Raw genomic sequence first — 25,661 nt, 5'->3', positions numbered from 1 at the left:
ACTGGCACTTCCCGGCGTTGGCGTTGCACCACTGCTGGTACTGCGCCACGTAGGTCTGGTGCTCGGCGTAGGTCTTGGCGAACTTCGTCTCCCCCGTGTCCAGGTTCACCGTGACCCAGAACAGGTAGTCATTCGCCGTCGGATGCGCCGCAGCCGCCACGGCCTTCGCCCCCGGCGAGCCGATCGGACCCGGCGGCAGCCCCTGGTGCACGTACGTGTTGTACGCGTTGTTCGCATCCTGCTTCTGCGCATCCGTCAGCTGCACCGTCTTCGTCCCCAGCCCATACGTGACCGTCGCATCGGACTGCACCAGCCCATTGGTCTGATCGTTCGGCTTGAGCCGGTTGTAGATCGCCCCCGCCACGTTCCCGTAGTCGGCCTGGCCGCCCTCGGCCTGGACGATGCTGGCCACCGTGAGCACCTCGTACTGCTTCCCCGGATCCGTGATCCCATCCTGCTTGAGCTCATCGACCGTGGCCGAGACCAGCGACGTGAGGATGTCCTTCGCCGAGGTCCCCACCGGGAACCGGTACTCCCCAGGAGCCAGATACCCCTCCAGGTTCTTCGCCTGCGCCGGCAGCCCGAACTGCCCCGGCTGGGCGTTCAGCTTGTCCAGATCCTTCCGGTCCACCCCCGCCGACTTCGCGATGATGTCCAGCGACTCATTCACCCGCAGCCCCGCACTGAGCGCGAAATACATCACCTTCGCACTGTCCCCCGCCAGCACCTGCGCCGCATCCGAGGACTTCATCTGCTTCTTGAACGTGAAATCACCCGGATGGAGGCTCGCGCCGGTCGAGGCGAACGCCTTGAGGAAGGTGTCGACGTCGGCGATCACGCCGTCCTGCTGGAGATCCTGAGCGACCGCACGGGCCCCCGACCCCGGCTGGACGGTGACCACGACCTGTCCCGTGCCCGGGCCCGGGTAGTCCGCAACCTTGTCCATGCCGAGAATCGGACGGAGGACGGCGGCTCCCACGAAGCAGGCGACCACGATGAACGCGAGCGTGATGGTCATGGCCAAGACTGCCTTGAATTGGCGCGACCTCCGCCGGGGGGCCTTGACCTCCTCTGCTGAGGCAAACACCGTTTCGTGGACGGTTGACTCGTGGACAGTCGACTCATGGACGGCCGGCTCGTGGAGGGATTCGTGACCGTCGGGGACTGCCGTCAGAATGTCGGTGAGGAGGCCGGGTTCCGCGGCGGCAGCAGCCTCGGCGGCCACCGCCGGCTGGGCGAGGGTCTGGGTGCCGGCCTGCTGATGCCGCTGTGCGGCGTCCCGATGCCGCCCGTCGACTCCTTCGACGGTGGGGATGTCTGCGACGGCGTCGGCCGCCGAGGAGGCCGCCTGGGAGGCCGCCTGGACCGCTCGAGCCCGCTTGAGCACGGAGAGACCCCCGGTAGCGGGCTCGACCGGCTTGGCGCCGTTGCCCGGCCTCGCCGTCGGCGCTTGCGGGCGCGCGGTCGGGGCCTGCGGGCGCTCGGTCGGGGTCTTGGGGATCGCCCCGGTCGCGCCAGAGGCCGGCTTCGTCTCGCGCGGACCTGCCGTGGGGCGGAAGCTCGCAGCGAGCCGTTCCTCGGCCTCGTAGACCGGAGCGCCCTTCACCACCAGATGGCTGGCGGTTGCCGGGACGGGCGCGGGCCAATCCGCCAGGGTCCGACCGGTACGCGGGCGCGAGAGAGGTCTGGGGTCTTCCTTCGCCGTCGCCGCGGGTCCCGTGTCGGGGAGCTTGGCCGGGTCTGACGGCTTGGGCTGCTGCGCAGGCTTGCCCTGTTCTGAAGGCTTGCCCTGTTCTGAAGGCTTGGCCTGTCCCGAAGCCTTGGCCGATTCGGCGAGCCTGCGCTCCTGTGCCTCGGCCTGCGCGCGCTCGCGTGCCCTGATCTCTCGACGGGTCAGGGGTCGCTCGGGCGCGGACCGGAACTCCTGGTCCTGAGGGTCCATCCTGGCTACGCACTCCTGTTCGGATCGTCTCGGCGGATTCCCCCACCGCGCTCCGCCGCGGGCGGCACAAGTTCTCCGGCTTCGCCACTGGCTCGCTTGAGCAGGCTGAGGGCATGCTCAAGGATGCCGACGGCGGCAACCTGATCCACCACTTTACGGTGGTCCTTCGTCGCGAGGCCAGCTGAGCGGAGGCTCCGATGAGCCTCGACGGTCGTGAAGCGCTCGTCCACGAGCCGCACGTCGCACGCGACGCCGTCGTCCGCAAGCCTGTCGGCGAGCAGCCCAGCGAAGGTCCTGGCCATCTCGGCTGACGCGCTCTCAGCGCCGCTCAGGGTGCGCGGGAGTCCGACGAAGACTTCGACGGCATTCCGCTCTGCCGCCTCCCGGGCAACAACGCGGACGTCGTAGTTCCTCTTCTTATCCCTAGTGAGCGTCCGGAGCGGGCTCGCCAAGATCCCGTCGGGATCGCAGGCGGCCAGGCCCACGCGGACAGTGCCGACGTCGACACCCAAGCGCACGCCTCGGCGGAAGGCGGGGCCCTCCCGATCCGAACCTTCAGTCGTCATAAGGATTCTCTCCGTCGGATGGATTCTCTCCGTCAGATGGCTGCTCTCCGTCAGATGGCTATTCTGCGTCAAAGGCCTTCCCTAGCGCGCGGCCACGGCCGAGGCGATCGCCCCGAGGGCCTCGACGACCTTGGACGGATCTGAGCCGCCGCCTTGCGCGACATCGTCCTTGCCGCCTCCGCCGCCGCCGAGGATGCCCGCGGCCGTTCGCACGAGGGCACCGGCCTTGACGCCTTCCTTCCGAGCGGCCTCATTCGTGGCGACAAGGATGAGAGGGCGTCCATTCGCCACTCCCGCCACCGCGACGACGGCAGCCGCGTCCGCGGCTCCCGCACCGAGCCGACCTCGGAGGTCGAGGGCGAGGCTGCGGACTTCGTCCGCGGAAGAGACCTCGCCGGCGTCGTGTGTGATGAGCCGGACGCCGGCAACATCCTTCGCCGTGTCAACAAGCGACGCGGCTGCGGCAGCGAGCTTCTCCTTGCGGAGCCGTTCGAGTTCCTTCTCCGCGTTCTTGAGCTTGGCGAGCGTCGCACTGATCCGCTCCGTGAGCTGACCGGAGGGAACCTTGAACATCTCCGTGAGCTCGGACACGAGGGCCCGCTCGGCAGCCTGATGGCGGAAGGCGTCGAGTCCGACGAAAGCCTCGACACGACGATTGCCTGAGCCGACGGACTGCTCGCCCAGAAGCGTGAGGGATCCGATGAGCGCCGTCGAGTCGACGTGCGTTCCGCCGCAGAGCTCCATGGACCATGGCCCGTTGATCTCCACGACCCGCACGCGCGAGCCGTAATTCTCACCGAAGAGCGCCATGGCGCCCGCGGCCTTCGCCTCGGCGAGCGGCATCTCCGAGGTGTTCACCGTGAAGTTGTCACGGATCGCGAGGTTGGACACCTCTTCGATCTCACTCCGCGCCGCGCCGCTCAACTGTTCGCCCCAGGCGAAGTCGAAGCGGAGGTAGCCCGCCTTGTTGAACGAGCCGCGCTGCACGGCCTCGGGGCCGAGGATCTGGCGCAGGGACGCGTGGACCAGGTGGGTAGCGGTGTGCGCCTGCTCCGCAGCGTGGCGCCGCTCCCGGTCTACCGCAGCCCTCACGAGCGCGTCGGCCGGCAGCTCGCCCTCGCGGACGATCGCCTTGTGCACGCTGAGCCCCTTCACGGGCCGCTGAACGTCGAGGACCTCGGCCACAAAGCCGTCGCCCACGATCAGGCCGGTATCCGCAGCCTGGCCGCCGGCCTCGGCGTAGAAGGGCGTCTCCTCGAGGACGATCTCGACCTCGGAACCCGCGATAGCCCTGTCGATGTGCGAGCCCTTCGAGAGCAGCCCGCGCACGCGGGACTCCCCCTCCAGCTCGGTGTATCCGGTGAAGACCGTCGGCCCCTGCGCGAGGAGCTCCTGGAAGACCGTGAGATCCGCGTGGCCGCTCTTCTTCTCCTTGGCGTCGGCACGGGCACGGCTGCGCTGGTCTTCCATGAGCGCACGGAAGCCGGCCTCGTCGACCGCGACGCCGGCCTCCTCGGCCATCTCGAGGGTGAGGTCGATCGGGAAGCCGTACGTGTCGTGGAGCGTGAAGGCCTCCTCACCCGTGAGCGGGGTGCCCGAGGACTTCGAGACCTTGACAGCTTCATCGAGGCGGGCCGTGCCGGCCGCAATCGTGCGGAGGAACGCCTTCTCCTCCCCGTAGGCGATGCGGCTGATGCGCTCGAAATCGCGCTCGACCTGGGGATACACGCCCTTCATGGCGTCGCGTGACGCTGGCAGGAGCTCGGGCAGGACCGGCTTCTCGACGCCGAGGAGTCGCATCGCCCGCACGGCGCGGCGGATGAGCCGGCGGAGCACGTAGCCCCGGCCCTCGTTGGAGGGCGTGACGCCGTCCGCGATCAGCATGAGCGCCGAACGCACGTGATCTGCCACAACCCGCATCCGCACGTCGTCGGCATGGTGCGGGTCCGCATCGGTCTCGGCGGAGGTGTACTCCTTGCCGGAGAGCTCTGCGGCCTTGTCGATGACCGGGCGCACCTGGTCGGTCTCGTACATATTCTCCACACCCTGCAGGATCATCGCGAGACGCTCCATGCCGAGTCCGGTGTCGATGTTCTTCTTGGGGAGCTCGCCCACAATGTCGAACTCGACCTTCGAGCGCACGTTCTCGATCTGGTACTGCATGAACACCAGGTTCCAGATCTCGATGTAGCGGGTGTCGTCGACCGCGGGGCCGCCCTCGGCACCGTACGCGGGGCCGCGGTCGTAGTAGATCTCCGAGCAGGGGCCCGCGGGACCCGGCTGGCCCGTGGACCAGTAGTTGTCGCTCTTGCCCATCCGCTGGATGCGCTCCGTGGGAATCGAGGTGTTGGCGAGCCAGAGGCGCTCGGCCTCGTCGTCCTCCTCGTACACCGTGACCCAGAGGCGCTCCGCTGGTAGCCCGTAGCCGCCGTCGTCCACGCTCTTGGTGAGCAGCTCGAAGGCGAACTTGATCGCATCCTCTTTGAAGTAATCGCCGAAGGAGAAGTTGCCGCACATCTGGAAGAAGGTGCCATGGCGGGCCGTCTTGCCGACCTCTTCGATGTCACCGGTGCGGATGCACTTCTGAACGCTTGTGGCGCGCGGGAACGGCGGCTCTTCGCGGGCGGTCAGGTACGGGATGAAGGGCACCATTCCTGCGACGGTGAAGAGCAGCGAGGGATCGCTCGAGACAAGCGACGCCGAAGGCACAGCCGTGTGCCCCTTGCTGACAAAGTAGTCGACCCAGCGTCGGGTGATCTCGTACGACTTCATGGTCTGTGCTTCTACCCTTCTGAAAAACTGTGCAGCCGCGCTCCGGCGCAGCCCAGTACGGCCGGCATCCTGCTCTGACCGCGACATTCAATTGTGCCCCGAACCGTCCGTGCCCCGCGAACGGGCCGGGCTTTCACGATTCGAGGCCCAACGCGTTCCTGAGCTCCGTCTCGCGCACCGCCATGGCCCGACGAACGTCGTCCGCGAAGTGTGCTGCGGAGTCCACGAGCCCGTTCGCCGCGCGGTTGAGGCCGCCCTCCTGTGGGTTCGCTCGCAGCTGCTGCACCTTCCGGTACGCGGCCGCGCCGATCACCACCCCGAGGGAGAGCCAGAACATGCTCCTCATGCTTCGCGCCTCTCTATCTGCTCCGCCGACCGGTGGGCTTCGAACGGTCGCTCCGCTGAGCCCAGGCCGTACGGAGACCGTAGGAGAACGACGCAACCTTGACGAGCGGCGAACCGACGGTAGCGGCGATGAGCGAGGAGAGGGCCGAGACGTTGGCGGTGGCGTCCGAGACGTTCGTCGCGATGCCATCGACCTTCTTGAGCTGTTCGTGCGTCGTCGAGACGGTGGAGGTCACCTCATCCATGAGCGGAGTCGCTCCGTCGGCAAGCGATCGGATCGACTGTCGGAGCTCGTCGAAGACCCTTCCCAGCTTGACGATCGGCACCGCGAGCAGCGCGACCAGGACGGCGAAGACGCCTGCAGCAATCAGGCCGGCGATGTCCGAGCCGGACACAATCCCTCCTCACGGGACGCCGATCTGCGTCCCTCCGCTACCTTACAGGGGCAGGCGAGCGGGCAAGGCCGCCCGCCCCTGCGCCACGACACGACGAGCAAACTGCCCCTCAACGGCAAGGAGCCCGCGGCGCGGCCGCGGGCTCCTTGCTGAACAGCCGATGAAGATCAGCGCGCGTAGTACTCGACGACGAGCTGCTCTTCGCAGGTCACCGGGATCTCGGAGCGCTTGGGGCGGCGCACGAGGCGGGCCTGCAGGGCCTCGAGCTTGACGTCAAGGTAACCCGGCACGGCCGGGAGGACGTCGCGGTGCGCGCCGGCGGCGGCAACCTGGAACGGCGCCATCGTCTCGGAGCGCTCGTGGACGGCCACGAGCTGGCCCTCGGCGACGCGGAACGACGGGCGGTCGACGCGCTTGCCGTCAACGGTGATGTGGCGGTGGACCACGAGCTGGCGGGCCTGAGCGATCGTGCGGGCGAAGCCGGCACGGAGCACGAGGGCGTCCAGTCGCATCTCGAGCAGCTCGATGAGGTTCTCACCGGTGAGGCCCTTGGTGCGCTTGGCCTCCTCGAAGAGGCGCGTCATCTGCGCCTCGCGGATGCCGTACTGGGCGCGAAGACGCTGCTTCTCGCGAAGACGCACCGCGTAGTCAGAGTCCTGCTTCTTGCGGGCGCGGCCATGCTCACCGGGGCCGTACGGACGGCGCTCCATGTACTTGGCGGCCTTGGGGGTCAGAGCGATGCCGAGAGAGCGCGAGAGGCGCGTCTGCCGGCGGGCACGAGTGCTCGACACGGGTGTCCTTTCGTTGTGCAGGGTTCATGAATCCTGGCCTCCAGGTGGGAGAGCTTCGGCCCGCTGCTGCCTTCAGCTGCCATCCGCGCTGCCTTTGTCACCACTCCGCGACCGAACGCAGGCATAGATGAAGGCGGGCACGACGTGCCAGACGATCACCCAGCCTATCACGTGCCGCGACGGTCACCCGCCGCGAATGATCGCCCGGAGCCGTTCGAGTCGGGCGGCGATCTCACGCTCGGCGCCGTTCCCGGTGGGGACGTAGTAGTCCTTTCCGACCAGGTCATCGGGCGGATACTGCTGACTCGCCACTGAATGGGGCGCATCGTGCGCATAGACGTATCCGGCGCCATGCCCGAGCCGCTGCGCCCCTGCGTAATGGGCATCGCGCAGATGGGCGGGAACCCCGATGCCACGTCCGGCGCGCACATCCGCGATCGCTGCGTTGATCCCCATATAGGAGGCGTTCGACTTCGGCGCCGTGGCGAGATGCACCACGGCCTCGGCGAGGACGATCCGACCCTCCGGCATGCCGATGAGCTGGACTGCCTGCGCCGCAGCCACGGCTGTCTGCAGCGCTGTCGGGTCGGCCATGCCCACGTCTTCCGCCGCGGAAATGATGATGCGACGCGCGATGAACCGGGGATCCTCGCCCGCCTCGACCATCTTCGCGAGGTAATGCAGCGCGGCGTCCACGTCGGAACCCCGGATCGACTTGATGAACGCGCTGATGACGTCGTAGTGCATGTCGCCCTGGCGGTCGTAGCGGACCGCATGGACATCGAGGGCCTTCTCGGTGTGGCGCACCTCGACGGTGACGGGCACGCCCTCGGGGGTCCCGTCGTCGTCCTCATTGCTGCGGCTCTCCCGCGCGGCCTCGTCGAGCGCGACGGCGGCAGCCGCCTCGAGCGCGGTGAGGGCGCGCCGGGCGTCACCCCCGGCCAGCCGGACGAGGTGCTCGGCCGCGTCGTCGGAGAGGACGACGGCGTCGCCCAAGCCCCGCACGTCCGTCACGGCGCGCTCGAGGAGGCCACGGATATCGTCCTCCGTGAGCGGCTGGAGCGTGAGGAGCAGGGAGCGGGACAGGAGTGGCGCGACGACCGAAAAAGAAGGGTTCTCGGTCGTTGCCGCCACCAGCACGACCCAGCGGTTCTCGACGCCCGGCAGGAGCGCGTCCTGCTGGGCCTTGGTGAAGCGATGGATCTCATCGAGGAAGAGGACGGTGGTGATGCGGTGCAGGTCTCTGGCCGTCAGCGCCTCGTCCATGACGCGGCGCACGTCCTTCACACCGGCCGTGATGGCGGACAGTTCGACGAACTTCCGACCGGGCCCGCGGGCGATGACGTGGGCGAGGGTCGTCTTGCCTGTTCCGGGCGGGCCCCACAGGATGACCGAGCTCGGACCGGTCGGGCCGCTCGCGGCGGCTCCCGCCGCGAGTTGGCGCAGCGGAGAGCCCGGACCCAGCAGATGCTGCTGTCCGACCACCTCGTCGAGCGACCGCGGACGCATGCGGACCGCCAGGGGACTCCGCTGGGCTTCCCGGGTGCGGTCGAATGCCTCGTCGGCGTCGCCGTCCTCCGAGGACTCCAATCCGAACAGACTTTCCATCAGTCCTACGCTACCGCCGGTCGGCGACCCCGCCACGCACCTCGCGGTGCCGGGGTCGCTGGCAGGTCAGGCCCGGGCCTTCTCCCCCACCGGCTTCTGCGGCGGGTTGCCGGAGGGCGCCTTGGCAGGATCTGGCTTGGCGTCGACCCCAGCCTCCTTGCGCTGTTCCGGCGTGATCGGTGCGGGAGCCGCCGTGAGGGGATCGTAGCCGTTGCCGGTCTTCGGGAACGCGATGACCTCGCGGATCGACTCGACGCCCGCGAGGAGCGCGACCACCCGATCCCAGCCGAAGGCGATGCCGCCGTGCGGCGGAGCGCCGTACTTGAAGCCCTCGAGCAGGAAGCCGAACTTCTCCTGCGCGGCTTCCTCATCGATGCCCATCACCTTGAACACGCGCTCCTGCACGTCACGGCGGTGGATACGGATCGAGCCGCCGCCGATCTCGTTGCCGTTGCAGACGATGTCGTAGGCGTAGGCGAGGGCGTTGCCGGGATCCTGGTCGAAGGTCTCCATGAACTCGGGCTTCGGCGAGGTGAAGGCATGGTGCACCGCCGTCCAGGCGGAGTAGCCGAGCGCGACATCGCCGGACGCGACAGCCGACTCGCTGGACTCGAACAGCGGAGCGTCGACAACCCAGACGAAGGCCCAGTCCTTGGGGTCGATGAGCCCCGTGCGGTGCCCGATCTCCACGCGAGCCGCGCCGAGGAGAGCGCGGGAGGGGGACTGCTCGCCGGCTGCGAAGAAGATGCAGTCGCCGGGCTTGGCCCCGACGGCGTCCGCGAGGCCCTCGCGCTCGGCATCTGTGAGGTTCTTCGCGACCGGACCCGCGAGCTCGCCGTCCTCCTTGAAGAGCACGTACGCGAGGCCCTTCGCGCCGCGCTGTTTAGCCCACTCCTGCCACGCGTCGAGGGTGCGCCGCGGCTGGGATGCGCCTCCGGGCATGACGACGGCGCCAATGTACGGCGCCTTGAAGACGCCGAACGTCGTGTCCTTGAAGTATTCCGTGAGGTCCGTGAGCTCGAGCCCGAAGCGCAAGTCCGGCTTGTCCGAGCCGTACTTGGCCATGGCCTCCGCGTAGGTCATGCGCCGGATCGGCGTCTGCACCTCGACACCGATGAGGTTCCAGATCGCGGCCACGATCCGCTCGCCGAGCGCAATGACGTCGTCCTGCTCGACGAAGCTTGCCTCGATGTCGAGCTGCGTGAATTCCGGCTGGCGATCCGCGCGGAAGTCCTCGTCGCGGTAGCAGCGGGCGATCTGGTAGTACTTCTCGATGCCGCCCACCTGGAGCAGCTGCTTGAAGAGCTGGGGCGACTGCGGGAGGGCGTACCAGGACCCGGGTGCCAAGCGCGCCGGGACGAGGAAGTCCCGGGCGCCCTCGGGCGTCGAGCGGGTGAGCGTCGGGGTCTCGACCTCGACGAAGCCCTCGTCGTGGAGCAGCTCGCGGGCCACCCGGTTCGCCTCCGAGCGCAGTCGCATCGCCCGCGCGGGCCCGGGGCGGCGGAGATCGAGGTAGCGATGCCGCAGACGGGCCTCTTCGCCGACCTCAACATGCTCGTCGACCTGGAAGGGAAGCGGATCCGCCGTATTGAGGACGGTCACTTCCTCGGCGATCACCTCGATCTCGCCCGTGGCGAGCTGCGGGTTCTCGTTGCCCTCGGGCCGCTTCTCGACCGTGCCCACAACCTTCAGCACGTACTCGTTGCGGAGCCCGTGGAAGACCTCCTCCTCACGCACCACGATCTGGGCGACGCCGGACGCGTCCCGCAAGTCGACGAAGGCCACCCCGCCGTGATCCCGGCGACGGGCAACCCAGCCTGCAAGCGTGACGGTCTGTCCAATGTGCTCGGAACGGAGGGAACCGAGGTCATGTGTGCGCAGCACAGCGCTCCTCTTCGAAAAGTTCTGCCATAAGATCAGCGTGGCCTGCATCCGAGGCCCGTCAGACATCCCTGAAAGTCTACCCGTCTGCGTGCTGCGGCACGCGAGGAGGAACAGTGACCACTGCCGGCGGCCTGAGACGCGAGCTGGGAACAGCAGATGCCACAGCGATCGGGCTCGGTTCCATGCTGGGCGCCGGCGTCTTCGCCGCGTTCGGTCCCGCAGCGGCTCTCGCCGGCCCGTGGCTCCTCGTCTCACTCGTGCTCGCGGGAGTCGTTGCCTACTGCAATGCCGTGGCCTCGGCAGCACTCGCGGCGCGGTATCCACACAGCGGCGGTACGTACATCTACGGGCGGCGGCAGCTCGGGCCGTGGCCGGGCTTCATCGCAGGATGGGGCTTCGTGACCGGCAAGTCGGCCTCGTGCGCCGCGATGGCTCTGACTTTCGCCCACTACGTCTGGCCAGGGGCTGCGATCCCGGTGGCGATTGCCGCCGTCGTCGGTCTCACTGCCGTCAACCTACTCGGGGTGAGCCGGACCGCGCTCGCGACCAAGGTGCTGCTCGTCGTCGTCCTCGGTGTGCTCGCGTTCGCCGCCGCGGCGGGGGCAGGCCTCGGGACGGCGGGCGCAGTGGACGACGGCGCCGCATCGCCCGGGCTGGGCATCCTCAGCGGCGCGGGGGTGCTGTTCTTCGCGTTCGCTGGCTATGCGCGGATCGCGACGCTCGGCGAAGAGGTGCGCAACCCGGCCCGCACCATCCCGCGAGCCATCATGGGCGCGCTCGCGGGAGCTTTCGTGATCTATGCCGTGCTCGCCGTCGTCCTCCTGCGCGGTCTCGGCCCCACTGGGCTTGCGTCGTCCGCCGCGCCCTTGGCAGACCTCATCGCGCCGCTCGGCGCGTGGGCGCGCGCCGTGGTCCAAGTGGGGGCAGCGTGTGCCTGCCTCGGAGCGCTACTCGCCCTTGTAGCCGGAGTGGGCCGCACCTCGCTCGCGATGGCTCGCGAGGGTGACCTGCCGAGGCCCCTCGCGCGGATCGGACACCGGCGGTCGGTGCCTTGGGTCGCGGAAGTGACCGTCGCGGTCGTAGTCATCGTCCTGGTGCTGACATCGGACTTGCTGACCGTCGTGGGCTTCTCCGGCTTCGGCGTCCTGATCTACTACGCGATCGCCAACGCTTCGGCGTTTCGCCTCGAGGACCGCCCCGGCTTCGCACCGCGCTGGCTGACGGTCGTGGGATTCGCAGGCTGCCTTGTGCTCGCGGTGACGCTTCCATGGCGCTCGGTTCTGACCATGGCAGCTGTGCTGGCGCTTGGCGTGATCGCCCGCGCCCTGGTCCTCGCTGTGCGGCGACGCCGCGACTGACAGCGGTCAGCCCGGTAGCAGGCTGAGGGCGCCTTACCAGGTTGTCGGCGGTTTCAGGCTGCCGGGCCCTCCGACTGCCGGCGCACCTGAGGAACAAGGTCCTCCGCGGGGGGCATCCACGCTTCCGGATCCGCAGCGACCTGCTCGCCCGAGCGGATGTCCTTCACCTCGTGGCTCCCGTCGTGATGCAGGAACCAGACGAACGGGATGCCGCGTCGGTCCGCATACTTGATCTGCTTGCCGAACTTCTCGGCGGTCGCAGCCACCTCGGTCGGCACCCCGCGGGAGCGGAGCTGGGACGCGACCGTCTGGGCGGCACTCCAGGAGTCGTCGTCGGGAAGGGCCACGAGCACCGCGGTCGGCACGGAACGGCTCGCCGTCGCCAGATCGGCGCCAAGGATTCGGCTCACGAGACGCGTGACGCCCACCGACAGCCCGACTCCGGGGAATTTCCGACTGCCCTTCGTAGCGAGCGCGTCATAGCGGCCGCCCGAGCAGATCGAGCCGAGGTGCTCATGCCCCACGAGCACGGTCTCGTAGACCGTGCCCGTGTAGTAGTCGAGGCCGCGGGCGATGCTGAGGTCTGCGACAACGGTCCCCGGCGCCGCTGCAGACGCTGCCGCGATGACCTGCTCGAGCTCGCGGAGCCCCTCTTCGAGCAAGTCGTCCTCGACGCCTAGATCGCGGACGCGCTCCACGAACGAGGTGTCCTCGGTGCGGATCGAGGCGAGCTCGAGTGCCGCCTTCGCCTGCTCGGCCGTGGCGCCCAGCTCCTCGTGCAGCAGCTCCGCCACGCGCTCGGGGCCGACCTTCTCGAGCTTGTCGATGCTCCTGAGGACGCCTGCCGTGTCAGTGAGTCCGATGCCCCGGTAGAAGCCCTCGGCAAGCTTGCGGTTGTTGACGCGCAGCCGGAAGGGCGGGATCGGAAGCGCCGAGAGCGCCTCGACGATCACGAGCGCGAGCTCGACGTCGTAGCGGAACGGCAGCATGCCGTCGCCCACGACGTCGATGTCGGCCTGGGTGAACTCCCGCGCACGGCCCTCCTGGGGGCGTTCGCCGCGCCAGACCTTCTGGATCTGGTAGCGACGGAACGGGAAGGCGAGGTAGCCCGCGTTCTCGACCACGTACCGCGCGAAGGGAACCGTGAGGTCGAAGTGGAGGGCGAGGGCGTTGGCGTCGTTCTTGCTGGCCGAATCCTCATCATCCTGCAGCCGGCTGAGCCCGTAGACCTCCTTGTCGATCTCGCCCTTGCGCAGGAGCTGGCCGACCGTCTCGACCGCACGGGTCTCGATGGAGGTGAAGCCGTGCAGCTCGAACGTCCGCCTCAGCGTGTCGAGAACATGGAGCTCCACCAACCGCTCCTGCGGAAGCCACTCGGGGAATCCGGACAGCGAGGCGGTACGTGCCATGGGGTGAATGCTCCTTGAGTGCGAACGGCGTGCGTAGACTGACTGATGCCCAAGTTTATGCGGTAGCCAGGGAGGTCGGTCCGCGTGCCAAAACGCAGCCCCAACGAGGCGCGCCGGCGTGTGCAGCTCATGGAGGCCAAGCAGGCGCTGCGCCGTGGCCAGGAGACGCGGCGCCGGCGAGACAACGTCATCGCCTCGGTCGCGACCGTCGTCGCCATCGCCCTCGCGGCCGTGCTCCAAGGCACGGTGTTCGCGTCGAACCCCACCGCAGAGGAGTACGCCGCGGTGAAGGCGGGGCTGGACAATCCCTCCGCGTCGGCAAGTCCCAGTGCGTCGCCCACCAACGCGGCGGGCGTGCCTGCCGCCAGCACAGCACAGGGCAAGACCTTCACTGGGAGCCTGGTCCTCAACGGGTCGCCGATCGGCATCCAGATCGACGGCACCAAGGCGCCGCAGGCCGCGGCCGTCTTCAAGTCTCTGGCGGATCAGGGGACCCTCAAGGGCCGCGTCTGCCATCGCCTGACCACGAGCGCCACGGCGGCCATCCTCCAGTGCGGGGCCGAGGACGCCACGGGCAAGGCGGACCCGTCCTACACCTGGGGTCCCCTCGAGAACACGCCGGCCGACCAGAAGTACCCGTCGGGAACCATCGCGGTGGCCCGCACGTCGGACAACGCTTACGGCAATGGCCAGCAGTTCTTCATCGCGTACCGCGACTCGACGTTCCCCAACGACTCCGCCGGTGGGTACACCATTGTCGGCCATGTCACGTCTGGGCTCGACGCGATCACGAAGATTGCCTCCGCAGGCGTCGCCCCCGGCGGTTCCTCGGCAGAAGACGGGTCCCCCGTGACTGCAGTCACGATAGACTCGTTCACACTGAACTAAGCCGCGGGCCCGCGAGTTGGTGGGCCCGCACTCCAGTCCGTCCAAGCGAAAGACTTCTAGCGGTGACCGAAAGTCAGAAATCCGACGACACCGCAGCTCCCGAAGCTGCGCCCGTTCCCTCCGTTCCCTCACCCGCCGCGTTCGCGAAGGCCAAGCCCGGGCCTGTGGCGCCTGTTGCGCCTGCCGCGCCGGCGGTCACGGCATCAGTCGTCCCCGTCAACCTCGAAGAGGCTAAGAAGTGGGGCCGGGTCGAGGGAGATGGCCACGTCTTCCTGACGCTCGACGGCGAAGAGCATCCGGTGGGCCAGTACCCCGGGGTCTCCGCCGACGAGGCGCTCGCCTACTTCGCGCGGAAGTTCGAAGACATCGTCGCGCAGATCGCCCTGCATGAGCAGCGCGTTTCGTCCCATGCCAACGCGGCCGACGTGCGGAAGGCCTCGGCGCATCTCCGTGCCCAGCTGGCGGAGCTGAACATGGTGGGCGACATCCGCGGCGCAGAGGCACGCTTGGACGCTCTCGATGCCGCCGTCACCGAGGCCGAGGCAGAGCAGAAGGCAGCCCACGAAAAGGCCCGGGCTGAGGAGCTCGCCAAGCGGGAAGCGATCGTGGCCGAGGCAGAGTCCATCGCGGAGCAGGACCCGCAGCGCACCCAGTGGAAGACGAGCGGTGCGCGCATGAACGAACTGTTCGACGACTGGAAGGCCTCCCAGAAGTCCGGGCTGCGGCTTGGCCGTTCGGCGGAGGACGCCCTCTGGAAGCGCTTCCGCGCGGCTCGCACGCAGTTCGACCGGCATCGGCGCGCGTACTTCTCGCAGCTGGACACCGCGAACGCCGCTGCGAAGGCGGCCAAGGAGCAGCTCATCGCCGAGGCCGAGGCCCTGCAGACCTCCACGGACTGGGGCTATGCCGCGGGCGAATACCGTCGGCTGATGGACGAATGGAAGGCAGCGCCCCGCGCCAATCGCAAGGACGACGACGCGCTGTGGAACCGCTTCCGGGCGGCACAGAACGTGTTCTTCGAGGCGCGCCAGGCGGCCAACGCCGCGATCGACCGCGAGTTCTCGTCCAACCTCAAGGTCAAGGAAGCACTCCTGGCCGAGGCCCAGCAGCTGCTTCCCATCACGGATGTCGCTGCCGCGAAGCGCGCGCTGCAGTCGATCCGCGACCGCTGGGAGGACGCCGGCAAGGTTCCTCGGGCAGACATGGGCCGCATCGAGGTTGGCCTGCGCAAGGTCGAGGACGCCATCCAGCACGCCGAGCACGAGAACTGGCGGCGGACTGATCCCGAGATCCAGGCGCGCACAGACTCGGCGCTCTCGCAGCTTGAGTCGTCCATCGCTGCTCTTCGCGACGACCTCACCCGCGCGGAGAACTCGGGCAACGCCAGGGAGGCCGCGAAGGCTCGCGAAGCCCTCGAGGCGCGCGAGGCTTGGCTGGACACCCTGCGTCGCTCTGCGAGCGAGCTCGGCTAGCCACCTCCTCTTCGGATCGAAAGGCCCCTCGGCGTCCCCTACTGGACGGCGAGGGGCCTTTGAGTTATCCACATTGCAGTGCCCGTGGCACTCATTGCACCTCTCGTCACGGGCACGATGGAACGCATGCAGCCCATCTCCGCCCCGAACCTCCACCCCACCGTCCGGTGGAAGTCTCCCGAGATTCTCACGCCGGGACAGCCATTCAGCGAAGTGGAGCTGCGCGCGATGGCTAACGACGGCGTCCTCCAGCGGATCATCCCGGACGTGTACGCACCCTCGGCCGCTCGCCCAACACCGGATTTGCGTTCGGCAGCCCTCGCGACAGGACTCACCTCTCGGCTCGTGCGGCGTACCGTGGTGGGCCGCCTCTCGGCTGCGTGGATCTTCGGCTGCGCCCCGGCGCCCGCCGCGCCGGTCCTGCTGGTCCCTGCGCCGCGTCGCCTCTCGGCGGCAGGCCGCGGCCATGGAGTCCTCCTCCACGAGGTCTTCCTCGGCGAGTTCGATGTCATCGAGGTGGGAGCGCTCAGCGTGACGACCCCGTTGCGCACCGTCGTCGACGTCGCGGTGCACGGCGAAGGCGCTCTCGCGGCGCTCGTCGTGCGGAGGCTCGTCGCCCAGCCGGGGCTCGGCCTCACTCTCTCACTGGTATCCCGAGCGGTGGACGCGCTCCCGCGGCAGCCGAACAAGCAGCGAGCCAAGGAGGTCCTCCGACGGCTTGCGATGGCCGAGCGGTGAGGTCAGCTGCGGCGCCGGTTCCCGGTGGTCCGGTAGACGTCATACACGCCATCGATGCGGCGGACGGCGCTCAGAACGTGGTTGAGATACTTGGGGTCTCCCATTTCGAAGGCGAAGCGGGACAGCGCGAGCCGGTCACTGGACGTGTGCACGTGGGCCGAGAGGATGTTCACGTGGTTCTCCGCGAGAACCCTCGTGACGTCCGAGAGCAGGCTCTTGCGGTCCAACGCTTCGACCTGGATCTCGACGAGGAAGACGCTCGACTGCGTCGGCGCCCATTCAACCTCGACAATCCGATCCGACTGGGCGCGCAGCTGGGCGGCGTTCGTGCAGTCCGTTCGATGCACCGAGACCCCGGAACCCCGGGTGACGAACCCGAGGATCGGATCTGGCGGGACCGGGGTGCAGCAGCGCGCAAGCTTGACCCAGACGTCGGCCGCCCCTTTGACGATGATGCCCGAATCCGAGTACTTCGGCGGCGACGGCGTGGTCGGGGCAATCGTCTCAGCGATGTCCTCCGCTGTCCCCGCCGCCCCGCCCAGGCTGTCGACCAGCTTCTCGACGACGGACTGCGCCGACGCATGCCCGTCGCCGATGCCCGCGTACAGGCCCGCGATGTCCTGATACCGGAACTCCTGCGCGACGGCAAGGAGGGTGTCGTGGCTGAGGAGTCGCTGCAGCGGGAGGTTCTGCTTGCGCATGGCGCGCGTGAGCAGCTCCTTGCCCTTGTCGATGGCCTCTTCGCGGCGCTCCTTGCTGAACCACTGGCGGATCTTGTTGCGGGCTCGGGCGCTCTTGACGAAGTTCTGCCAGTCCTGGCTCGGACCAGCGCCTTCCGCCTTGGACGTGAAGATCTCCACCACATCGCCGTGGTTGAGCTCGCTGTTGAGCGGCACGAGCTTCCCGTTGACGCGGGCGCCGATCGTCCTGTGGCCCACCTCGGTGTGGATCGCGTAGGCGAAGTCGACCGGCGTCGAACCGGCCGGCAGCGCCATGACCTCGCCCTTGGGGGTGAAGACGAAGACTTCCTTGGCGTTGATCTCGAACCGGAGCGAGTCGAGGAATTCCCCGGGGTCCGAGGTCTCCTGCTGCCAATCGACCAGCGAACGCAGCCAGCCCATCTCCGCGGCCTTGCCGCTGGGGGTGTGGGCGTTGCGGTTCGGCTGATCCTTGTACTTCCAGTGTGCGGCCACACCGTACTCCGCGCGCCGGTGCATCTCGTGGGTACGGATCTGAATCTCGACCGGACGCCCGTTGGGGCCGATGACCGTCGTGTGGAGCGACTGGTACATGTTGAACTTCGGCATGGCGATGTAGTCCTTGAACCGCCCCGGAAGGGGGTTCCAGCGGGCATGCATCGCCCCGAGCACGGCGTAGCAGTCGCGCACGGAATCAACGAGGATCCGTACTCCCATCAGGTCGTTGATGTCGTCGAATTCCTTCTGACGGACGATCATCTTCTGATAGATCGAGTAGTAGTGCTTGGGCCGCCCCGTGACCTCGGCCCGGATCTTCGCGCCGCGGAGGTCCTCCGTGATCTGATCGCGGATGACGGCTAGCTGCTTCTCGCGCTCGGGAGTGCGGGCACCCACCATGCGCACAATCTCTTCGTAGACCTTCGGATAGAGCGCTGCAAAGGAGAGGTCCTCGAGCTCCCACTTGATCGTGTTCATGCCGAGCCGGTGGGCCAGCGGGGCGAAGATCTCGAGGGTTTCGCGTGCCTTGCGCGCCGACGACTCGGGCGAGACGAATCGCCACGTCCGCGCGTTGTGGAGGCGGTCGGCCAGCTTGATGACGAGGACTCGGATGTCTTTCGCCATCGCGACTACCATCTTGCGGACCGTCTCGGCCTGCGCCGCGTCGCCGAACTGCACCTTGTCCAGCTTCGTGACGCCGTCCACGAGCATGGCCACTTCCGGGCCGAAGTCCTTCCGAAGCTGCTCGAGGGTGTAGGACGTGTCCTCGACGGTGTCATGAAGTAGGGCTGCTGCGAGCGTGGTCCCGGTCATCCCGAGTTCGGCGAGGATCGTTGCCACCGCCACCGGATGGGTGATGTACGGATCGCCGCTCTTGCGCTTCTGCCCCTGATGGCTGCGCTCGGCGACTTCATACGCCCTGGTGATGAGTTCGAAGTCCTCGCGTGGGTTGTTCGCTCGGACGGTGCGGAGCAGCGGCTCGAGGATGGGCGAGTGCGCGGCAGTACCACGGCCGGTGAGCCGGGCAAGGCGCGAGAAGGTGCGGTCGCGCCTCCCCAGGAGCGGCCGCTCGAGGAGGCTATTGCCGCCGACGGGCTGGTCGGCAGCGTTCGCCGGGGCGGGGGCCTGCGCGGGAACCGGGGCAGGCATTGGTCGCGCCGGCGCCTGGGGAGCGGGCGACGGCGCCACGTCACCTTGGGTGCCAGGGGCGCCTTGGGCGCGCGTCAACTCCGGTTGACCGGTACCGGACGCCGCGGAACGCGGGGCGCCGGACCGGGCCGGGACGGGCGTCGCACGCTCCTCCACCCAAGCCTCCTGAACGGTCTACGGATTCACTCAGTGTATGCCCGGAGGAACGCACTGCAGAACGCTGCCCATTCCCAGGGCCGGCGGCTGTTCGCCCATGGCGTGCCACGTCCCGCTGTGCGGGAGAAGGAGCTCGTGCGGAGGAGAGGCCGACGCAGGCTGCTACGCGTCGGCGGGCTCCGCCGTCGCCCGCCGTGCCTCGACCTTCTCTGCCTGCTTGACCAGCGCCGGCTCGCGCTCGCGAAGCAGGGCGTACATCGGGGCCGCGATGAAGATCGTCGCCGCGGTGCCCACGAGGATTCCCACGAATAGCGCAAGCGAGAGGTCCCGCAGGGTGCCCGCGCCGAGCAGGCCGGCTCCGATGAAGAGGATCGCCGCGACAGGGAGCACGGCCACCATCATGGTGTTGATCGAGCGGACAAGCGTCTGGTTCACGGCCAGATTGACCTCCTCCGCGAACGTGCGGCGCGACGACGCGGTGATGTCCGCCGTGTTCTCACGGATCTTGTCGAACACCACCACCGTGTCATAGAGCGAGTAGCTCAGGATGGTGAGGAAGCCGATGATCGCGGACGGGGTGATCTCGAAGTCGCTGATCGCGTAGACCCCCTCCGTGATCATGATCGTCACGACCATGCCGGTCAACGCAGACAACGACATCTTCCAGGTGCGGAAGTACAGCGCCATGAGGACGGCGGCGAGGATCACGAAGGTGGCAAACCCGATGAGGGCCTGATTCGTCACGTCGGCACCCCACGTCGGGCCGATGAACGTCGAGGTCACATCGTTCGCCGTGACCCCATAGGCTGCGGCCAACTTGTCCTTGACCTGGAGCGTCTCAGTGTCGGACAGCTGATCGGTCTGGACCTGGATCGTGTTGCCCGCGACGTTCGTGACCCGAGGAGCGCTGGTGGGAACCACGGAGTGAACCGCGTTCTGGCCGACCACGGTGTCGCTCGACTTGGCTTGAGAAACCGTGAACTGGGAGCCGCCCCGGAAGTCGATCCCCAGGTTGAAGCCGCCCCGGAGGATGGGGACGAGGATCGCGATCACGACCGCGATCCCGGCGATCAGGAACCACAGGCGCTTCTTGCCGACGAAGTCGTAGGAACGCTTGCCGGAGTAGAGGTCATTGCCGAAGCGGGCGAGGGCAGTCGTCGACATCAGTTCTCCTCCGGTGAGCGCTCCGAGCGCTGCGTTGCCTTGCCGGCGCCGGCGAGATCGGCCTTGCTTCCGTTCTCGGAGGCGGCCGCCGCCGCGCGGCGTTCGGCGATCGTCATGCGGCGCCCGGCCTCGCGGGCCGCGGCGGCATTCTTCGGCTTGAGCGAGGTCCGCGCAGCCTCGGAGGCCTCGCGGAGCCGTCCGGCACCCCTGTAGAGGGGCACTGCGCCCAGCTGTACCGGGTCCAGGCCGGAGAAGCGGTGGCCCTCGCCGAAGAACTTGGTCCGCGCGATGAGCTGCAGGGTCGGGTGCGTGAACATGAACACCACCAGAAGGTCCGCGATGGCCGTGAGACCGAGCGTGAAGGCGAAGCCGCGGACATTTCCGACGGCAACGAAGTAGAGGACCACCGCAGCGAGGAGGTTCACAGCCTTTGAGGCCAGAACGGTGCGCTTGGCACGTCGCCAGCCGTTCTCCACGGCGGAGACCAGTCCCCTGCCTTCGCGCAGTTCATCGCGGATGCGCTCGAAGTACACGATGAATGAGTCGGCCGTCTGGCCGATTGCCACGATGAGGCCCGCAACACCGGCCAGCGAGAGCCGGTAATTCTGCATCCAGCCGAGCAGCGTAATGGACAGGTAGGTCAGAAGACCTGCGACGACGAGCGAGGCAATCGTGACGAAGCCCAGAGCTCGGTACTGGAACAGCGAGTACACCACCACGAGCAGCAGGCCGATGAGGCCCGCGAGAAGGCCCATCTGGAGCTGCTGCGTACCGAGAGTCGCCGAGATCTGCTCTTCGCTCTGGATGTCGAAGCTGATCGGCAGCGCTCCGAACCGGAGCTGGTCCGAAAGGGTCTGGGCGCTGGCCTGCGTGAAGTTGCCCGTGATCTGCGGGCGACCGTCGGTGATGACCGCGAGGGCACGCGGAGCCGATAGCACTTTGTCATCCAGGACAATCGCGAATTGCGAACGGGGATCGTTTCCGCTGTCTCCACCCGCGGCGACGTAGAAGCCGTTGAGGCGCTGCGTGACGTCCTTGAACTTCTGTGTGCCATCCGAGTTGAACTGGATGTTCACGGCCCACTGATTGGTGACGGCGCCCTGCTGTCCCTGGACCAGCTGGAACGTGGACCCCGAGATGTCGGTTCCGGGAATCTCGACCGGACCGAGAATGTACTTCACCGCGGGCGTTCCGTTGGCGGCCGGCTGGCATGTCACAAGAGGCTTCGAGGGGTCGGACCGCTGAGTGCTCTCCGGCTGCGGCTTGGTGCAGTCGAGGGCCTCGAACTGCTTGTAGATGTCCGCCGTGATCCAGTTCTGGTCGCTGGCGTTCGCAGGAGCGGCCGTCGGCTTCGGAAGCTGGTCCTCAGGGACGAGCTGATCCTGCGCCACAGGCGCCGGGTCGCCCGAGGTGAGCACAGGGCGGAAGTTCATGTCCGCCGAGGCCTGGATGAGCTGGCGGGTCTGGGCCGAGGGAATGCCCGGCAGGCTGACCACCACATTGCGGCTCGACTGGGTGCTGATCTCCGCCTCGGAAACACCAGAACCGTCAACGCGCTGCCGGATGATCTCCACGGCCTGATTGAGCTGGTCCTGGGTGACCGCTCCCCCGCCGGTGACCTTGGGCGCAAGGATCATCTGCGTGCCGCCCTCAAGATCAAGCGCGAGCTTTGGAGCCCATGAAGCCTGATGTGTCAGGGCGCCTCCGCCGAGGAGGGACACGAGAGCGACGAAGAGGACAACAAGCCAGACAAGTGTCCTGAGTCCCGGCCGTTTGCTGCGGGATCGAGCCATGGGTTCCTAACTCCTGATCGGAAGACACCCGCGCGCGGCCTTCCCACGCGCGGGCGGAAGCGAGGTGGCGCTACTTGCCCTCGCCCTCGAGGCGCCGGAGGGTCTGCTCGGGCGTCTCGTTGAGCTGGGTTTCCGGCGTTGCCGGCTTGTCCGCGCCGCGCTCGGCCGACGGGTTGTGCGTTGACCCGAGGGTCGGCTCCGTCAGGGCACCGGTCGCTTCTTCGTCCGCCGGGGCCTCCGTGGGTTCGACGATCTTCGACACAGCCTGGCGGTGCACCGTGGCAGTGGTGCCGGGGGAAAGCTCGAGCACGACCTTGTTCTCCACATCGTCGAACGACACGATGCGGCCGAACAGCCCGAAGTTCGTCATGACCTCAACGCCGGGGACGAACTTCGACTGCATCTGGGCCTGCTGGGCCTGTGCCTTCTTGTTGCGTCGGAACATCGTGAAGATGAAGAACGCGAAGATGACAAGCAGGAGGATGGTCATCAAGTCCATGGCTGAGTCCAATCTGTTGCTGGGACGCGCTGCCTAGGATGCGCGTCGGACCCGGCTGATTCCGGGCACGGCATGACGTCCCGCGCAAGCAGGATGTCTTATTCAAGTCTACGGGCAACGGCCCGCAAGAGTTCCCGAAGGCGCGCGGCCCCTGCCCCATGGGGCCGCTCAGTCTGGAGCCTCGGCTCCTCAGGTCCAGTCGGCGGCAGCGCCGTCGTCGTCTGTGTCGCCGCCCAAGGACCCGGGTCCGAAAAGCGTTGCGCTGTAGGCGAACGGCGCGTCAGGCGGGACGGGCAGCCCCAGATGCTCGTACGCAGCGGGGGTTGCAATGCGACCGCGCGGCGTCCGCCCCATGAGGCCCTCGCGGACAAGGTATGGCTCCGCGACGGTCTCCACCGTCTCGGGCTCCTCTCCGACGGCAATGGCCAAGGTCGACAAGCCGACGGGACCGCCGCCGAATTTCGTCACGAGCGCGGACAGAACCCCACGGTCCAGACGGTCAAGCCCCTTGGCGTCCACCTCGTACATGTCGAGCGCCGCCGCGGCCGCCCGCGCGTCGATCTGCTCGATTCTGTGGACCAGGGCCCAGTCGCGCACCCGCCGCAGGAGGCGGTTCGCAATGCGCGGGGTCCCGCGGGAGCGGCCTGCCACCTCGGTGAACCCTGCCGAGGTCACGCGCAGGTCGAGGAGGCCCGCGGACCGGCGCAGCACGAGCTCGAGCTCCTCGACCGAATAGAACTCAAGATGGCCGGTGAAGCCGAAGCGGTCCCGCAAAGGGCCAGGCAGGAGCCCAGCGCGAGTCGTGGCGCCGACGAGGGTGAACGGCGGGAGGTCGAGCGGGATGGCCGTGGCGCCGGCGCCCTTGCCCACCACGATGTCGACGCGGAAGTCCTCCATCGCCATGTACAGCATTTCCTCGGCAGGGCGGGACATGCGGTGGATCTCGTCCAGGAAGAGGACCTCGCCCTCCGAGAGCGAGGAGAGGATGGCGGCGAGGTCGCCGGCGTGCTGGATCGCAGGCCCGGAGGAGATCCGGAGCGGAGCATTCATCTCCGCCGCGATGATCATGGCGAGTGTCGTCTTGCCCAGGCCGGGAGGGCCGGAGAGAAGCACGTGGTCCGCACTCCTCCCCCGCAGGCGCGAGGCCTCCAGGACGAGCGAGAGCTGCCGCCGCACGCGCTGCTGCCCCACGAAGTCGTCGAGGTGCTTGGGCCGCAGCGCGGCCTCGATCGCGTGCTCCTCGGGCTCTTCGCCGGTGGAGACGAGGGAAGGCTCAGCCACGTGCGCCCGATCTCACGGGCGTGCGAGCTCCCTGACCGAGCCAGCGCAGCGTGGCCCGCAGAATCTCGGGGACGCTCCCGTTCTCCGCGAGGTCCGGCTGATCCTCGAGCGCTCGATCGATGCTCGAGGCAGCGTCCTTCTCCGACCACCCGAGCGACGTCATGGCCTCGACCACCTGAGGCTTCCACGCTTCCTCTGCGGAAGGAGCGGACGACGACGGTCGCTCGCCCGGGGTGCCCAGCGGGACGAGCTTGCCCTTCAGCTCGAGAACGAGGCGTGCGCCGACCTTGGGCCCGATTCCGGGCACCTTCGTGAAGGCCTTCGCATCCTCCGAGTGGGCCGCGACCCTCACCGCTTCCGGGCTGTGCACCGCAAGAACGGCGAGGGCGAGGCGCGGCCCCACCCCGGCAACCCCGAGCAGCACTTCGAAGACCTCGCGCTCCTCAGGAGAGGCAAAGCCATACAAGGTGAGCGAATCTTCGCGAACCACCATGAGGGTGTGCACCGTGCCGATCTCCCCCACGCGCAGCCCGGCGAGGGTCTGGGGAGTGGCGGCGAACGACATCCCCACGCCCCCCACGTCGATCACCGCCGACGACAGGCCGACATGCGCCACCGCGCCCCGGAGGAAGCTGATCACGGTGAGACTCCTTCTGCCGTCCGAACATATCTACGAACAAAGCTACCGGGCCAGACGGACAGACTGTGTCAGGGGCGACGGCGCGCCTCACTTTCTTCGACGCGCCTTCGACTCCGCCGCTGGCCGTTTCTCCGCCCGCTTCGGGAGGGTCACTTCCTTCGACGCGCCCTCGACTCCGCTTCTACCCACGCCCTTTGGGCCGCCGTCAACGCCGTCGCCGTCAACGCCGTCGTCCGTCCGACGGCGGACGGCGAGCCGGGCGCGGAGCCGCGCCACGCGTGGGCCAGAGCAAGCGCGAGGGCGTCGGCGGCGTCGGCGGGCCGAGGAGAAGCATCCAGGCGCAGGATCTTGGTGACCATGCGGGTCACCGCTTCCTTGTCCGCCCGGCCGCTGCCCGTCACCGCCGCCTTGACCTCAGACGGCGTGTGCAGCGCCACGGGGAGGCCGCGCCTCGCGGCCGCTGCGATGACGACCCCGGAGGCCTGCGCCACGCCCATGACCGTGCTGACGTTCATCTGCGAGAACACGCGCTCAACGGCCACGACTTCGGGCTCGTAGCGATCGAGCCAGTCCTCGATTGCGGTCGCGATCACGAGGAGGCGGGCATCGAGGGGCTGTTCCGCCGTCGTGCCCACTACCCCCACGCCCACCAGAGTGGCGCGCCGATCCCGTGCGACATCGACGACGCCGAGGCCGCATCGGGTGAGGCCTGGGTCGACTCCGAGGACGCGCAGCATGGACTTGTCGGGCACGGGGGTCCGGTCAGTCGGCCTCGAGGGCCGCCATGACCTCCTCGCTCATGTCCGCGTTGGTGTAGACGTTCTGGACGTCGTCGAGATCCTCGAGGGCATCGACCAGGCGGACGAACTTGCGCGCGGCATCGGCGTCGAGCTCCACCTCCATGGAGGGAACGAATTCCGCCTCGTCGGTGTCGTACTCGATCCCCGCCTCGTTGAGCGCATCCCGCATGGCCTGAAGATCACTGGGGTCCGAGTAGACAACCCAGTTGTCGCCCGCCTCCTTGACCTCTTCGGCGCCGGCGTCGAGGACCGCCATGAGCACGTCGTCCTCGGACAGGCCGTTCTTGGGGAGGCTCACCACGCCCTTGCGGTTGAAGAGGTAGCTCACCGAGCCCTGATCGGCCATGCTCCCGCCGTTGCGGGTGACGGCGAGGCGAACATCCGCGGCGGCGCGGTTGCGGTTCTCCGTAAGGCACTCGATGAGCAGGGCAGACCCCTGAGGCCCGCGGGCCTCGTAGGTGATCTCCGTGTACTCGATCGCCTCACCGGTCAGACCTGCACCGCGCTTGATCGCGCGGTCGATGTTGTCGTTCGGGACCGAGTTCTTCTTGGCCTTCGAGACGGCAAGGTCGAGGGCGGGGTTGCCGGACAGATCAGGGCCGCCGAGGCGCGCCGCGACCTCGATCGTCTTGATGTACTTGGCGAACGCCTTCGCACGCTTGGCGTCGATGACCGCCTTCTTGTGCTTGGTGGTCGCCCATTTGGAGTGGCCGGACATGCCTACGCTTCTCCCTTGATCATGCGGATGAAAAGTTCATGGACCCGCCGCTCGCCCGTCACCTCGGGGTGGAACGATGTGGCGAGCAGGTTTCCTG

General features: G+C 68.0%; 21 protein-coding genes and 1 pseudogene. 4 read left to right on the top strand and 18 right to left on the bottom strand.

Translation table 11 applies throughout. The features are described from left to right. The 8 genes from mltG to aspS all read right to left on the bottom strand — a co-directional run. Positions 1-1,942 (bottom strand): endolytic transglycosylase MltG (gene mltG, locus ACTHL9_RS14400; RefSeq protein WP_440519977.1); only part of this gene is annotated, 1,942 nt, incomplete at its 3' end. 5 nt (positions 1,943-1,947) lie between these two features. Beyond that, positions 1,948-2,508 (bottom strand): Holliday junction resolvase RuvX, encoded by a 561-nt coding sequence (gene ruvX / locus ACTHL9_RS14395; protein WP_440519976.1) that lies wholly within the window; start codon positions 2,506-2,508, stop codon positions 1,948-1,950. Positions 2,509-2,589: 81 nt separating this feature from the next. After that, complete coding sequence (gene alaS / locus ACTHL9_RS14390; RefSeq protein ID WP_440519975.1) at positions 2,590-5,280, bottom strand: alanine--tRNA ligase; 2,691 nt, start codon at positions 5,278-5,280, stop codon at positions 2,590-2,592. A 133-nt stretch (positions 5,281-5,413) separates the two neighbouring features. Then, the gene (locus ACTHL9_RS14385) at positions 5,414-5,626 is read right to left on the bottom strand and encodes a hypothetical protein (RefSeq protein WP_440519974.1); all 213 of its coding nucleotides are present in this window, start codon (positions 5,624-5,626) and stop codon (positions 5,414-5,416) included. 13 nt (positions 5,627-5,639) lie between these two features. Next, positions 5,640-6,020: a DUF948 domain-containing protein gene (locus ACTHL9_RS14380; protein ID WP_440519973.1), complete on the bottom strand. Its 381-nt coding sequence runs from the start codon at positions 6,018-6,020 to the stop codon at positions 5,640-5,642. 167 nt (positions 6,021-6,187) lie between these two features. Beyond that, on the bottom strand, positions 6,188-6,811 hold the full coding sequence (gene rpsD, locus ACTHL9_RS14375; RefSeq protein WP_440519972.1) for a 30S ribosomal protein S4: 624 nt from the start codon (positions 6,809-6,811) through the stop codon (positions 6,188-6,190). 183 nt (positions 6,812-6,994) lie between these two features. After that, on the bottom strand, positions 6,995-8,419 hold the full coding sequence (locus tag ACTHL9_RS14370; protein ID WP_440519971.1) for a replication-associated recombination protein A: 1,425 nt from the start codon (positions 8,417-8,419) through the stop codon (positions 6,995-6,997). Positions 8,420-8,485: 66 nt separating this feature from the next. Continuing rightward, positions 8,486-10,303 (bottom strand): aspartate--tRNA ligase, encoded by a 1,818-nt coding sequence (aspS, locus tag ACTHL9_RS14365; RefSeq protein ID WP_440519970.1) that lies wholly within the window; start codon positions 10,301-10,303, stop codon positions 8,486-8,488. A 113-nt stretch (positions 10,304-10,416) separates the two neighbouring features. Here aspS and ACTHL9_RS14360 point away from each other — a divergent pair, with 113 nt between their 5' ends. After that, positions 10,417-11,661 carry an APC family permease gene (locus ACTHL9_RS14360; protein ID WP_440519969.1) on the top strand — a complete coding sequence of 415 codons (1,245 nt, stop codon included), beginning with the start codon at positions 10,417-10,419 and terminating at the stop codon, positions 11,659-11,661. Between the two features lie 53 nt (positions 11,662-11,714). Here the strand turns inward: ACTHL9_RS14360 and hisS are convergent, their stop codons facing one another. Next, on the bottom strand, positions 11,715-13,070 hold the full coding sequence (gene hisS / locus ACTHL9_RS14355) for a histidine--tRNA ligase (protein ID WP_440519968.1): 1,356 nt from the start codon (positions 13,068-13,070) through the stop codon (positions 11,715-11,717). A gap of 129 nt (positions 13,071-13,199) precedes the next feature. On the opposite strand from hisS, the gene ACTHL9_RS14350 reads away from it, so the two are divergent. The 3 genes from ACTHL9_RS14350 (at position 13,200) to ACTHL9_RS14340 (ending at position 16,168) form a co-directional block, all read left to right on the top strand. Continuing rightward, positions 13,200-13,958 (top strand): peptidylprolyl isomerase, encoded by a 759-nt coding sequence (locus tag ACTHL9_RS14350; protein ID WP_440519980.1) that lies wholly within the window; start codon positions 13,200-13,202, stop codon positions 13,956-13,958. Between the two features lie 62 nt (positions 13,959-14,020). Further along, positions 14,021-15,430, top strand: coding sequence for a DUF349 domain-containing protein (locus ACTHL9_RS14345; RefSeq protein ID WP_440519967.1), 1,410 nt, complete (start codon positions 14,021-14,023; stop codon positions 15,428-15,430). A gap of 84 nt (positions 15,431-15,514) precedes the next feature. Continuing rightward, on the top strand, positions 15,515-16,168 hold the full coding sequence (locus ACTHL9_RS14340) for a hypothetical protein (protein WP_440519966.1): 654 nt from the start codon (positions 15,515-15,517) through the stop codon (positions 16,166-16,168). A 2-nt stretch (positions 16,169-16,170) separates the two neighbouring features. On the opposite strand, the gene ACTHL9_RS14335 is transcribed toward ACTHL9_RS14340, so the two are convergent. From ACTHL9_RS14335 to ACTHL9_RS14295, 9 genes and pseudogenes are all read right to left on the bottom strand, one after another. Continuing rightward, entirely contained in the window at positions 16,171-18,513 is a 2,343-nt protein-coding gene (locus ACTHL9_RS14335; protein ID WP_440519965.1) for a RelA/SpoT family protein, read from the bottom strand. Between the two features lie 318 nt (positions 18,514-18,831). Further along, complete coding sequence (gene secF / locus ACTHL9_RS14330) at positions 18,832-19,833, bottom strand: protein translocase subunit SecF (protein ID WP_440519964.1); 1,002 nt, start codon at positions 19,831-19,833, stop codon at positions 18,832-18,834. Beyond that, positions 19,833-21,626 (bottom strand): protein translocase subunit SecD, encoded by a 1,794-nt coding sequence (secD, locus tag ACTHL9_RS14325; protein ID WP_440519963.1) that lies wholly within the window; start codon positions 21,624-21,626, stop codon positions 19,833-19,835. Before secD ends, secF begins: the two co-directional genes overlap by 1 nt. A gap of 70 nt (positions 21,627-21,696) precedes the next feature. Then, complete coding sequence (gene yajC, locus ACTHL9_RS14320; RefSeq protein WP_440519979.1) at positions 21,697-22,116, bottom strand: preprotein translocase subunit YajC; 420 nt, start codon at positions 22,114-22,116, stop codon at positions 21,697-21,699. Positions 22,117-22,314: 198 nt separating this feature from the next. Next, on the bottom strand, positions 22,315-23,406 hold the full coding sequence (gene ruvB, locus ACTHL9_RS14315; RefSeq protein ID WP_440519962.1) for a Holliday junction branch migration DNA helicase RuvB: 1,092 nt from the start codon (positions 23,404-23,406) through the stop codon (positions 22,315-22,317). After that, a complete protein-coding gene (gene ruvA / locus ACTHL9_RS14310) occupies positions 23,399-24,046 on the bottom strand; it encodes a Holliday junction branch migration protein RuvA (RefSeq protein ID WP_440519961.1) in 648 nt (215 codons plus the stop codon). Before ruvA ends, ruvB begins: the two co-directional genes overlap by 8 nt. Before the next feature lie 149 nt (positions 24,047-24,195). Next, a complete protein-coding gene (gene ruvC, locus ACTHL9_RS14305; RefSeq protein ID WP_440519978.1) occupies positions 24,196-24,783 on the bottom strand; it encodes a crossover junction endodeoxyribonuclease RuvC in 588 nt (195 codons plus the stop codon). A gap of 25 nt (positions 24,784-24,808) precedes the next feature. Continuing rightward, positions 24,809-25,564: a YebC/PmpR family DNA-binding transcriptional regulator gene (locus tag ACTHL9_RS14300; protein WP_440519960.1), complete on the bottom strand. Its 756-nt coding sequence runs from the start codon at positions 25,562-25,564 to the stop codon at positions 24,809-24,811. Positions 25,565-25,566: 2 nt separating this feature from the next. Next, positions 25,567-25,661, bottom strand: a pseudogene (locus tag ACTHL9_RS14295) (pyridoxal 5'-phosphate synthase glutaminase subunit PdxT); the annotation flags it as partial.

The sequence above is a fragment of the Sinomonas sp. genome (assembly GCF_051955515.1).
Classification (GTDB): domain Bacteria; phylum Actinomycetota; class Actinomycetes; order Actinomycetales; family Micrococcaceae; genus Sinomonas.
The sequence above is the reverse complement of the archived record's forward strand: the minus strand, read 5'-3'. Positions and strand labels throughout refer to the sequence as shown.